This window comes from Agromyces flavus (assembly GCF_900104685.1).
GTDB lineage: Bacteria > Actinomycetota > Actinomycetes > Actinomycetales > Microbacteriaceae > Agromyces > Agromyces flavus.
Map to the genome: position 1 here is coordinate 2,779,088 of NZ_LT629755.1, position 12,277 is coordinate 2,791,364.

At 70.2% G+C, this 12,277-nt stretch carries 9 protein-coding genes; 3 read left to right on the top strand and 6 right to left on the bottom strand.

The annotated features are described in order from the left end of the window. Positions 1-45: 45 nt before the first annotated feature. From BLT99_RS13155 to BLT99_RS13170, 4 genes are all read right to left on the bottom strand, one after another. Positions 46-690 carry a response regulator gene (locus tag BLT99_RS13155; protein WP_092673295.1) on the bottom strand — a complete coding sequence of 215 codons (645 nt, stop codon included), beginning with the start codon at positions 688-690 and terminating at the stop codon, positions 46-48. After that, positions 684-2,174, bottom strand: coding sequence for a sensor histidine kinase (locus BLT99_RS13160; RefSeq protein WP_092673298.1), 1,491 nt, complete (start codon positions 2,172-2,174; stop codon positions 684-686). The genes BLT99_RS13155 and BLT99_RS13160 overlap by 7 nt, the downstream gene beginning before the upstream one ends. Positions 2,175-2,337: 163 nt before the next feature. Next, positions 2,338-2,913, bottom strand: a complete 576-nt coding sequence (locus tag BLT99_RS13165; RefSeq protein ID WP_092673301.1) for a TetR/AcrR family transcriptional regulator — start codon at positions 2,911-2,913, stop codon at positions 2,338-2,340. A gap of 63 nt (positions 2,914-2,976) precedes the next feature. After that, the gene (locus BLT99_RS13170; RefSeq protein WP_092676337.1) at positions 2,977-4,119 is read right to left on the bottom strand and encodes an acyl-CoA dehydrogenase family protein; all 1,143 of its coding nucleotides are present in this window, start codon (positions 4,117-4,119) and stop codon (positions 2,977-2,979) included. 184 nt (positions 4,120-4,303) lie between these two features. On the opposite strand from BLT99_RS13170, the gene BLT99_RS13175 reads away from it, so the two are divergent. Next, the gene (locus BLT99_RS13175; RefSeq protein ID WP_092673304.1) at positions 4,304-5,476 is read left to right on the top strand and encodes a CaiB/BaiF CoA transferase family protein; all 1,173 of its coding nucleotides are present in this window, start codon (positions 4,304-4,306) and stop codon (positions 5,474-5,476) included. 7 nt (positions 5,477-5,483) lie between these two features. On the opposite strand, the gene BLT99_RS13180 is transcribed toward BLT99_RS13175, so the two are convergent. Beyond that, the gene (locus tag BLT99_RS13180) at positions 5,484-6,380 is read right to left on the bottom strand and encodes a LysR family transcriptional regulator (RefSeq protein WP_092673307.1); all 897 of its coding nucleotides are present in this window, start codon (positions 6,378-6,380) and stop codon (positions 5,484-5,486) included. 122 nt (positions 6,381-6,502) lie between these two features. On the opposite strand from BLT99_RS13180, the gene BLT99_RS13185 reads away from it, so the two are divergent. Further along, complete coding sequence (locus BLT99_RS13185; RefSeq protein WP_092673310.1) at positions 6,503-8,434, top strand: glycoside hydrolase family 15 protein; 1,932 nt, start codon at positions 6,503-6,505, stop codon at positions 8,432-8,434. A gap of 33 nt (positions 8,435-8,467) precedes the next feature. Next, on the top strand, positions 8,468-9,853 hold the full coding sequence (gene zwf / locus BLT99_RS13190) for a glucose-6-phosphate dehydrogenase (protein WP_092673313.1): 1,386 nt from the start codon (positions 8,468-8,470) through the stop codon (positions 9,851-9,853). Positions 9,854-9,860: 7 nt separating this feature from the next. Here the strand turns inward: zwf and BLT99_RS13195 are convergent, their stop codons facing one another. Further along, positions 9,861-12,215 (bottom strand): arylsulfatase, encoded by a 2,355-nt coding sequence (locus BLT99_RS13195; protein ID WP_092673316.1) that lies wholly within the window; start codon positions 12,213-12,215, stop codon positions 9,861-9,863. Positions 12,216-12,277 lie beyond the last annotated feature (62 nt).

Below are 12,277 nucleotides of genomic sequence, written 5' to 3' on the forward strand. Positions count from 1 at the left end.
CCGGAAGGCCCCGAGCACACTCACGCCGCTCGGGGCTTTCCGCTGTCAATCGCCGCTGAGCAGGCGGAGGGCGCTCTCGCGGTCGCGGACCGCGAGCTTCTTGAGCACGGACGACACGTGCACGCGCACCGTGGTCGGCGACAGGAAGAGCCGCGTCGCCACCTGCTCGGTGCTGAGCCCGCGGCTCAGTAACTCCATGACCTCCCACTCGCGGGCGCTGAGCTTGCCGGCCGCCGCCGACGACCGGCCGAAGCGGCGCCGGGTGGGAGCGCGGAACTCGTCGAGCACGCGAGCCACGAGGGCCGGCGGCATCGCCGCCTCGCCCGCGAGCACGCCGCGCAGCGAGGGGACGAGGGTGGTGGGGTCGGCGTCCTTGAGCAGGTAGCCGACGGCCCCGGCGCGCAGCGAATCGAACAGGTCGTCGTCGTCGCGCGACTGGGTGAGCATGACGATCGCGGTGTCGGGGGCGGTGCGGCGGATCTCCTGGGCGGCCCGGATGCCGTTGCCCGGCATGTGGATGTCCAGCAGCGCGACATCCGGTCGCTGCCGGACCGTGAGCTCGATCGCCTCGTCGGCGTTCTTCGCGACTCCGACCACGCGACATCCGCCGGTATCGAGGCCCCTGCGCACCGCATCGCGAAGCCGCGCGTCGTCGTCGGCGATGACCGCCCGGATGACCTCGGCTACCACGTCACCGTCACCACGCAGCCTTCTCCCGGCGATGACCGGATCTGCAACTCGCCCGGCAGCCCGCGGGCGCGGTCCTCCATGCTGACCAGCCCATACCCGCCGGATCCGTCCGGCGAGGCGGTCGCCGACGCGGACGCCCAATCGAAGCCGGACCCGTCGTCGGTGATCGTGAGCCGGCGCTGGCCGTTGTCGCGTTCGAGCTGGATGCGCACGTTGTTCGCTCCGCCGTGGCGCACGCCGTTGAGCACCGCCTCACGGGTGATCCTCATGAGGGCGTGGCGCTGATCGCGGTCGACCTGGATGGAATCGTCGAGGTCGACCTCGAGGTCGACGCGGTGACGCTCCGCGAGCTCGCGCGCCGTGCGGTGCAGGACGAACCCGAGCGATTCGTCGCCGACCTGCCCGAGTGCGTTCACCGCCGCACGCGCCTCGTCGAGCGCGCGCTCGGTCGCATCGGCGATGTGGCGCTTGGACGAACCCGGCGGGATGCCGTTCGTCTCGATCCGGATGTAGGCGAGCTCCTGCAGCAGGCCGTCGTGCAGCTCGCGCGCGAGTCGGCGACGGTCCTCGCGCACGGCCGATCGCGTCTGGTCGCTCCAGTAGTGCTGCAACTCGCGCAGCGCACCGATCATGAGCAGCAGGTAGCAGCCCGTGCGGAGCAGGTCGCCCGTGTACAGCCAATCGGTGTAGATCGAGGGGAAGAGCAGGTAGTTGATCCGCGCGAACGCGGCGAGCGTGAAGGCGGGTGCGAACCAGCGCAACAGCTCGTCGTCGCGGCGTGCGGCCTGGCGGGCGAAGCTCACCGACGCGACGAGGAAGCAGGCCGCGCCGGCGGCCTGGATGGCGAGGAGCACCGGGTGTCCGGTGATGAGCGGCGTGACCGTGTCGTCGGGCGGTGGATCGAGCGCCACCGGGAGCGCGTCGCGCACGCCCCACAGCACCACCCAGCACAGGGCGATGAGCAGCGCCGGCGCAGCCAGCGTCCACCGCCGAAGCACCCGTGGAGCGGTTCGCGCACCGACGAGTGCCGCGGCCAGCACGAGGACCGCACCACTGACTCGCACGATGAGGGGCAGCCAGACGTTGAGCCGTCCGTCCCGTACGCCGATCAGCTCCTCGAGGATGTAGCTGAGTCCGAGGCCCGCGACGGCGAGGAGCAGCATCGCCTCGGTCAGGAGCCAGTCCTGCAGGCGCCATCCGCGGAGGAACCGGTTATGCAGCAGGTACGCCACGAACAGGGCGATGCAGGCATCGACGGAGTCGAGCACGAGGTGCAGCGAACGGTTGGCGAAGCCGAACGGAACCGGGCTGAACAGCAGCAGCGCGGTGACGAGGAGGCAGAACAGCCAGACGGCGATGGTCAGCGGATACCAGGGTCCGTGACGCGGTCGGGATGGCTCGGCAGGGCGGACGCTCGGTGCCTGCGGGTCGGCATGCGTCGGCGACGCCCCCTCCCCCGAGGTCGTTCCGCCATCGACGCCCATCGATCAGCTCCGAAGGTCCATTCCCCCCGCCGGCTCGCCGCCGATCGGTGGCCCGAGTCTACCGGGGCGCTGCATGCGCAGCACTGGCTTGACGCGGCGGGGCGCCGCACGGCATGCTGCACCTCGCGACCGGCCGGCACGCCGCCGTCGCGTCGCGTTGCGCCTACCCGAACACCCCCTGGGTGAGCACGCGGTACACGTCCGCAGCGACCTGGCGATGATCGACACCGTGCGTCACGAGCTGGATGCCCGCGCCGAGCACACCCTGGACGAGCATGGCCGACCGTTCGGGCTCGGCTTCCCCGGCGTCGGCGAGGACCTGCACGAGCGGACGGAGCAGCGCGTCATGCATCACCATGAGGTCCTCGTACCGGCTGGGGTGCAGGTCGGCCTCGCGCAGCGCACCGGCGAGGTCGTGCCGGCCGTCGGCGGTCATCGCCATCGTCGCGTCGACCAGCGCGCGCAGCTTCGGGAGGCCGGCCTCGACCTCCGCCAGCGCCTGCTCGATCTCGGCGTCCCACGCGGCGAACACGTCGATCGCGATCGCCACGAGCAGGTCGTCCTTCGACGGGAAGTAGTCGTAGAAGCTCGAGCGCGCCAAGCCGGCACGCTCGGTCACCGTACGGGCGGTGATGCCCGCCATTCCGTCCTCGACCAGGATCCGCCCCCCGGCCTCGACGAGCGCAGCACGCTGCGCCGCCCGGTGCTCGGCGACCGTCGGGGCGGAGATCTTCGGCATCCGGCAATTATCCTCCGGCGGGCGTGCGCGAGGCCGACGCGCAACCGGGTCTGCTTCTCCGGCTCAGCCGCGGAAGGCCGCGAGCCCGGTGAGGTGCTGCCCGATCACGAGCGTGTGCACCTCGTCGGTGCCCTCGTAGGTGCGCACGGACTCGAGGTTGTTCGCGTGGCGGAGCGGAGAGTGGTCGAGCGTGATCCCGTTGCCCCCGAACACCGTGCGGGCGTCGCGGGCGATGTCGATGGCGATGCGCGTGTTGTTGAGCTTCGCGACCGAGATCATGTGGGGCTCGATCCTGCCGGTGTCCTTCAGGCGACCGAGCCGCAGTGCCAGCATCTGCGCCTTCTGGATCTCGAGCGCCCAGTTCACGAGCTTCTGCTGGGTGAGCTGGAATGCCGCGATGGGCTTGTCGAACTGCGTGCGTTCGAGCGCGTACGCGAGCGCCTGGTCGAAGCTGTCACGTGCCGCACCCACCGCACCCCAGGCGATGCCGTACCGCGCCTCGTTGAGGCAGGAGAACGGGCCCTTCAGGCCGACCACGCCGGGCAGCACGGCGTCCTCGGGCAGGCGCACGTCGACGAGCTCGATGTCGCACTGGATCGAGGCCCGCATGGAGAGCTTGGGCTGGATCGCGGTGGCCGTGAACCCGGGGCTGTCTGTCGGCACGACGAAGCCGCGAACGCCATCGTCGGTCTTCGCCCAGATCACCGCGAGGTCGGCGACCGACGCCAGTCCGATCCAGCGCTTCGAGCCGTTCAGGACCCACTCGCCGTCCTCGAGGCGCGCGTTCGTGGACATGCTCGACGGGTCGGAACCCGCCGTCGGCTCGGTGAGCCCGAAGCATCCGATGACCTCGCCGCGCGCCATCCGGGGCAGCCAGGCCGTCTTCTGCTCCTCGGAGCCGAACTTCCGGATCGCGGACATCGCCAGCGAGCCCTGCACCGACACGAACGTGCGGATGCCCGAATCGCCGGCCTCGAGCTCCTGCATCGCGAGCCCGTACTCGACGGCGGAGCGCCCGGCGCAGCCGTATCCCTCGAGATGCATGCCCAGCAGGCCGAGCTCGGCCATCTCGGGAACGAGCTCGAGGGGGAAGACGCCTCGGTCGAACCAATCCGCGATGTTCGGGCGGATGCGGCGGTCGACGAACTCGCGCACCGTGGCGCGCACGTCGAGCTCTGCCTCGCTGAACTCGTCGTCGAGGTTCATCAGGTCGCTGGCGGAACGCGGGCCGGCAGTCGTGGTGGTCACAGGTCACTCCTCTTCGAGACGCTGCTACGAGTGTGCGGCAGACGGTCCTCACTCGTGTCGTCCGATGTGCCATCCGGTCACGATCGATACCGGTTCGGTATCAATGGCGGATGGCGCATCCCGCATTGACCAAACTGGCCGAATGACCGACGACCTCGAGGCGCTGTTCGGACGGCCCGCGACCGGCCCGCTCGCGGGCATCGTCGTCGCCGACCTCAGCCGGGTCCTCGCCGGACCGTACGCGACGATGCTCCTCGCCGACATGGGCGCGCTCGTCATCAAGGTCGAGGGTCCGCGCGGCGACGACACCCGGACCTGGGTGCCGCCGGAGCGGGACGGCGAGGGCACGTACTACCTCTCCGTGAACCGCAACAAGTACTCGATCGCGCTCGACTTCGCCGAGCCGGAGCAGCTCGCGATCGTGCACCGCATCGTCGAGCGCGCCGACGTCCTCGTCGAGAACTTCAAGCCGGGCGGGCTGCAGCGCTTCGGGCTCGACTTCGAGACGCTGCGCGCGAGGCATCCGCGCCTCGTGTACGCATCGATCACCGGCTTCGGCACCGCCGGCGGGATCGACCTTCCCGGGTACGACCTCCTCGCCCAAGCGGTCTCGGGGCTCATGGACGTCACCGGCTCGCCCGACGGCGGGCCGACGAAGGCGGGCGTGGCGCTCGTCGACGTGATCACCGGGCTCCACGCGACCGCGGGCATCCTCGCGGCACTGAACGCCCGACACGCGACGAGGCGGGGCGACCGCATCGAGGTGAACCTCCTGTCCTCGATCCTCTCGGGCATGGTCAACCAGACCTCGGCGTTCGTCGCGGGCGACGTCGTGCCGCGCCGCATGGGCAATGCGCATCCCAGCCTCGCGCCGTACGAGCCGTTCCCGACCGCCGATCGCGACCTCGTGCTCGCCGTGGGCAACGACGCGCAGTTCGCGCGGCTGTGCGAGGTGCTCGGGATGCCGCAGCTCGCCGACGACGCGCAGTACGCGACGATGGGCGCGCGCAACCGGCATCGCGACGCGCTGCGCGACCTCCTCACGGACCGACTGCGCACTCGCGGTGCCGACGAATGGTTCGAGCTCCTCCGCGCCGCGGGCGTCCCGAGCGGGCCGATCCTCGGCGTCGACGGCGGCGTGCGGTTCGCCGAGAGCCTTGGCCTCGACCCGGTGGCCCCCGCCGGTCGCGGGGCACGCGTCATCCCGACGGTGCGCCATCCGATCGGGTACGCCAGCGGCGAGGTCGACTACTCGCAGGCGCCGCCGCACTTCGACGGCGACCGCGAGCGCGTCCTGGCCTGGCTGGATCGATAGGGCGACCTCACCGACCGTCGGGCAGCATGCGCCGGGATGCCTCGATCGCGACCCGGAGCGCCGGGCTGTCGTTCCCCGAACGCCAGGCCAGCCGGACCTCGACGACGCCGAGGTCGGGTTCGAGCTCGCGGAACACGACGCCGTTCGTCGGCAGGTTGTCGCGCACGCCCGAGAACGTCAGCGCGATCCCGACGCCGGCGTCGACGAGCAGCAGCTCGGTCGCCGAGTCCGCGACCGTCTGCACGATCCGCGGGACGAATCGGCCCTGCTGCCCGAGCACGTGCAGCCGGTTCGAGAGCGTCGCACCGCTTCCGCCCGGCAGCACGACCCACGGCTCGTCGGCGAGGTCCGCGGCGACGAGCTTCGCGCGGCGGGCGAGCCGGTGGGACTCGGGCAGCGCGACGAGCAACCGCTCGCGCGCGAGGATGCGGGAGTCGATGCCGGCGGGCAGGAAGTCCCATCGCCCGATGACAGCGTCGAGCGACCCGTCGAGGAGCCGGCCGAGGCCCGCATGCGAGAGTTGCGCGCTGTGCAGTTCCACCGACAGGCCGGGCCGCTCCCGACGCACGCCGCGCGCGAGCTCGGCGATGAGGTGATTCACGGACGCGCCTGAGAATCCCAGTCGCAGCCGGCCGATCTCGCCGGCGTCGGCGCGGCGCGCGATCTCGGTCATGCGCTGCGAGAGCATCACGAGCTCGCGGGCGGGCTCGACGAGCGCCTCGCCCTGGGGCGTGAGGCGCACGTTGCGCGTGCTGCGCTCGAACAGCGGGACGCCGAGGTCGGCTTCGAGGCCCCGGATGAGGCGACTCAGCGGTGGCTGGGCCATGTGCAGGCGTGCCGCCGCACGGCCGAAGTGCAGCTCCTCGGCGAGGGTGATGAAGGCCTGCGCCTGCTGGATGTCCACGGTCCCCACAGTAGGTCGGCGGGCGGACGCCGTCACTTCGCGGAAATCCTGCCCCGTTGCGACCTCGCATGCCAGCATGGGGATGGAGCGTCCGGGGGGACGGGAACGGGGACGGGGACCTCATGGGTGACTACCCGAGCATCGAGGATCATGGCCTGATCGGCGATCTGCAGACCGCCGCGTTGGTGGACACCAACGGAACGATCGACTGGTTCTGCGCTCCGCGGTTCGATTCGCCGAGCATCTTCGGAGCGCTGCTCGACGCGGAAGGCGGAGGGTTCTGCCGGATCCGGCCGGTCACCGACGACTTCGTGACCCGGCAGCTGTACCTGCCCGACACCGCCATCCTCGTCACGCGGTTCATGACCGAGGACGGCGTGGGAGAGGTCGTCGACTTCATGCCCGTGCTGGGATCGGAGGCGACCGACCAGCACCGACTCGTGCGCATGCTCCGCGTGGTGCGGGGGACGATGGCCTTCGAGGGCGAGATCCAGCCGCGCTTCGACTACGGTCGCACGGCGCACGAGATCCGGGCCGGCGAGGACGGGACGGGCGTCATCTTCACCGCCGGTGACCAGTCGCTCACGGTGCATCGGGTCGGCGACCCCGTCCTGCACGGCACGGAGCGCGCCGGCACGATCGAACGCGTCGGCCAGGGCATCCGGATCACCGGCTCCCTGAACGCGGGCGAGACCACGGGGATCGTGCTGGACACCGGTGGAGCGGCTCCCCAGCGGATCTCACCCGCCGAGGTCGAGGCGCTGCTGCTCGGGACGAGCCGGTACTGGAAGGACTGGACCAGCCGTTCCACCTACCGGGGGCGATGGCGGGAGATGGTCGAGCGTTCGGCGATCACCCTGAAGCTGATGACGTACGCGCCGACCGGTGCCCTGGTCGCCGCGCCGACGGCAGGGCTTCCGGAACAGGTCGGCGGCGAGCGGAACTGGGACTACCGGTACACGTGGGTCCGCGATGCGTCGTTCTCGGTCTATGCGTTGCTCGGTCTCGGCTACACCGAGGAGGCCGCGGCCTTCGGGGTCTGGTTGATGGACCGGATCCACGAGAGCGTGCGCGACCGCTCGGGGAGATTGGACATCATGTACCGGGTCGACGGGTCGTCGGACCTCGTCGAGGAGAGCCTCGAGCACTGGGACGGCTACAAGGGATCGAGGCCCGTGCGCATCGGCAACGGCGCGGCAGACCAACTGCAGCTCGACATCTTCGGCGAAGCCATGGACTCGATCTTCCTCGCCGACTCGAACGGCCTCGAGGTCGCGAACGTGGCGTGGCGGAACATGGCCGCGATGCTCGACTGGGTCTGCGACAACTGGAACCAGCCCGAGGAGGGGATCTGGGAGACCCGGGGCGGACAGAAGCCGTTCACGTACGGGCGGGTCATGTGCTGGATCGCGCTCGACCGCGGCATCCGCCTGGCGCAGTCGCGTGGTCGACCGGCGCCGATCGCGCGATGGCAGGAACAGCGCGACGCGATCTACGAGCAGATCATGGCGAAGAGCTGGGATGCGGATCGCGGCGCGTTCGTGCAGTACGAGGGCACGGACGTGCTGGATGCGTCGCTGCTGCGCATGCCCCTGATGGGGCTCATCGCGCCGATGGACCCGATGTGGTTGTCGACGCTGCGCGCGATGGACGCGGAACTGGTCTCCGACAGCCTCGTGTACCGATACAACCCGAGTGCGTCGCCCGATGGACTGCGTGGCTCCGAAGGCACGTTCACGATGTGCTCGTTCTGGTACGTTGACGCGCTCGCGCGATCGGGACGCCTCGAGGAGGCCGAGCTGACCTTCGAGAAGATGCTGACCTATGCGAATCACCTCGGCCTCTACTCCGAGGAGATCGGCCTCACGGGCGAGCAGCTCGGGAACTTCCCCCAGGCGTTCAGCCATCTCGCGCTGATCAGCGCGGCGATGAACCTCGACGCCCAGCTCGACCACGGTCCGGGGCTCGTCAGCCCGGTCCTCGACCTGGCTCGCCGCGCCGCGAAGGAACGCGACGGCGGGCCGTCGTGGCGCCTGGGCGGCACCTCCGGCTGAGGCCCGACGTCGACGCGAAGAAGGAGCAGATCCGTGGCAGAGGACGCGAGGGCCGACGTGCTGGTGATATTCGGGATCACCGGCGACCTGGCGAGGGTGATGACGTTCAGGTCGCTGTACCGCATGGAAGCGCGAGGGCTGCTCGACTGCCCGATCCTCGGCGTCGCATTCGACGACTGGACGCTCGACCGGCTCGTCGATCGCGCCCGGTCGTCGATCACGGGAACGGGCGAGCAGATCGACGAAGCGGTCTTCGCGCGCCTCGCGGCACGGCTCGCCTACGTGCACGGCGACTTCTCCGACGAGTCCACCTACGCTCGCGTCGCCGGCGCCCTCGGCAGCGCGACCACGCCGGTCTTCTACCTCGAGACCCCGCCGAGCCTCTTCGCGAAGGTCGTCTCGGGCCTCTCCGTCGCCGGCCTCACCGCGAACGCCCGGATCGTGATCGAGAAGCCGTTCGGCCACGACCTCGAGTCAGCGCGCGCGCTCGCCGATGAGCTGCACCGGTACGTCGACGAGTCGCAGATCTTCCGGATCGACCACTACCTCGGGAAGATGGGCCTCGAGGAGATCCTCTACCTGCGGTTCGCGAACACGATGCTCGAGCCGGTGTGGAACCGCAACTACGTCGAGTCCGTGCAGATCACGATGGCGGAGGACTTCGGCGTCTCGGATCGGGGTCACTTCTACGACCCGGTCGGCGCACTGCGCGATGTCGTCGTGAACCACCTGATGCAGGTGTTCTCCGCCGTCGCGATGGAGGCGCCCTCCCACGGCGACATCGAGACGATCACGGACATGCAGACGGCGCTGTTCCGGTCGACCGTCGACGCGGATCCGAGCCGGTACGTCCGCGGTCAGTTCGACGGGTACCGCGACATCGACGGTGTCGCCGCCGATTCCACCACCGAGACCTTCTGCGCGCTCAGGCTCGAGGTCGAGAACTGGCGCTGGTCGGGCGTGCCGTTCTTCATCCGCACCGGGAAGCTTCTGCCGACCACCCAGACGGAGGCTCGGCTCGTCTTCAAGCCGTCACCGAAGCTCGGCTTCGACCAGCTCGGCGAGCGCAGCGAGCCCGATCAACTCGTGATCCGGCTCGATCCGACGACCGGCGTTCGCATCAGGATCAACGCCCATCGCGCGGATGCACCGAAGCCCGGCGCGGTATCGCTCGACATGCTCTTCGCCGACGAGGGCGGCGAAGGGCCGACCCCGTACGAGGTGCTGCTGCACGCCGCGATGGAAGGCCGCCGGACCCGCTTCGCCCGCCAGGACTCCGTCGAGGCAGCCTGGCGGGTGATGCAGCCACTCCTCGACCACCCGTCGCCCATCCAGCCGTATGCGCCGGGGACGTGGGGGCCGGCAGCGGCCGACGATCTCGTCGCCGATGTGGGCGGATGGCGCGGGCCCTGGACCTGAGCGCCGGTCACCTTCCTTCCGGAGCCGCGTACGCGACGTGGACCCGGTCGATACGCCCATCGAACGCGAACGGCATGCGGTCGGCGTAGTGCCGTGAGACCGCACCGCCGTACGCGCGCCCGATGTCGAGGCAGTCGTTCGCCGAGAACAGCAGCGGAGCACTGACCGGCACGATCCCCGAGGCGGCCTCTGCGCCGTCGACCCGGAGCGTGACCCGGAGGGGGCCGCCGGGCCGCGGCTCGACGAAGTCGGTCTGCACCTCGATCGTGACGTCGCCGACCGGGACCGCCGATGCCGACGCGATGACCGTGCGCTGGATCAGGAACAGGTTGTACTCGTAGGTGAGCACCCCGTCGGCGAAGAAGCACGTCAACCCGCCGCCGGCCCCGCCGAGCTTGTAGAGCACGCCGTTCGCCCGGTCGCCGAGGTGCACCTGCATGGTCACCGTGTTCGGCCGGTTGCCGAGCGCCGGAGCGCAGAACTCCGGCACGCGCACGGTGTCGCCGCTGAGTTCCCACTCCGTGTACGGCGGACTGATCCGGTCCTCGGGGTGCAGCGCGGGCACCCAGAGTCCGCCGCCGATCGGGAGCGCGTCGTTGCGCGCCGCCTCGATCGCGAACAACTCCTTCAGCTCGGCGAGCTTCTCGGGATGCTCCGCGGCGAGGTCTCGCGCCTGGCTCCAGTCGTGGTCGAGGTCGTAGAGCTCCCAGGGGTCTTGGTCGGGGGTCCACGTCGCGATGCCCGGAGGTGCGCCGGGCACCCATGGCAGGCGCGGGCCGAGCGCCGAGGCCATCCATCCGTCGGAGTAGACGGCCCGGCTGCCCATGATCTCGAAGTACTGCGTGCGGCGGCGACCCGCGGCATCCGCATCGTCGATCGAGTACGCGAGGCTGATTCCGTCGATCGGGTCCTGCGGGATGCCGTTGACCGAGTCGGGGTGTGAGATGCCGATGATCTCGTAGATCGTGGGTACGACGTCGACGACGTGGTGGAACTGCGTCCTCGGTACGGGATCGGGCTCGATGCGGCCGTTCCACTGCACGAACATCGGGTTGCGCGTGCCGCCGAGGTGCGAGGCGAGCAGCTTCATCCCCTGGTACGGCGACGAGCCCGCCCAGGCCCAGGCCGCGTGGTACTGGTTGTCGGTGGCGGGCGTGCCGAGGGCGTCCAGTCCGCCCAGCTCCTCGAGCGCGGCGATGTGCTGGTCGACCGTCGACGGGATCATGTTCTGGGCGAGCAGCTCGCTGATCGTGCCGTTCTGGCCCTCGCCCGACGAGCCGTTGTCGCCCCAGATGTAGATGATGATCGTGTCGTCGCCGTAGCCGAGGCGCTCGAGTTCGTCGATGAGCCGGCCCGCCTGCACATCGGCGTGCTCGCCGAAGCCCGCCGCGACCTCCATCAGTCGGCGTTGGAACGGCTTCTGGTGCTCGGGGATGTCGTCCCACGCCGCGAGGCTCTCGGGCCGCGGGGTCAGCTCCGCATCGTCGGGGATCCAGCCCGTCGCTTTGGCCCCGGCGTGGGCGCGTTCACGGTATGCGTCCCAGCCGTCGTCGAAGGTCCCGGCGTACTTGTCGGCCCACTCCTTCATGATGTGGTGCGGGCCGTGCAGCGCCCCGGTCGCCCAGTACATGAAGAACGGCTGGTCGGGCTTGAGGGCCTTGTGGTTGCGCAGCCAGGCCATCGCGTCGTCGGCGATGTCCTCGCTGAGGTGATACCCCTCCTCGGGCGTCTTCGGCGGCAGCACCGACGTGGTGTTGCGCACGAGGTTGGGCTCGTACTGGGATGCCTCGCCGGCGAGGAACCCGTAGAAGTACTCGAACCCGTAGCCGGTCGGCCAGCGATCGAACGGTCCGGCGACGGTGGTCTCCTCGGCGGGCGTGTTGTGCCACTTGCCCCACGCGCCGGTGGCGTAGCCGTACTGCCGCAGCACCTCCGCCATGGTCGCGCTGCTCTTCGGGATGTGCCCGGAGTAGCCGTCCCAGTCGTTCGCGAGCTCCGCGATCTGGCCGTTCCCGACCCGGTGGTGGTTGCGACCGGTGAGGAGCGACGCCCGGGTGGGCGAGCACATGGCCGTCGTGTGGAACCGGTTGTAGCCGACACCGTTCGCCCGCACCCGATCGAGCGTCGGCGTGCGGACGTCGCCGCCCAGGGTGCTCGGCAGAGCCGGGCCCGCGTCGTCGATGAGGATGATGAGGACGTTCGGCGCGTCCGCCGGCAGGTGCGGCTCGGGCGGACTGGGGCTGTACGTGGATTCCTGCATCGTGCGGCCGGCGATGCTGCCCGATGCCGGCGGCGCGAACGGCAGCGTACGCTCCGGCGGAAGGGGCGGCCCGATCACGGGATCGCGGGTCTCGTCGGCCATGGTGAAGTCCCCCTCGTACTGCCTTGGCACGAGGAGTCCGGATCCATCCACGATGAACCGGA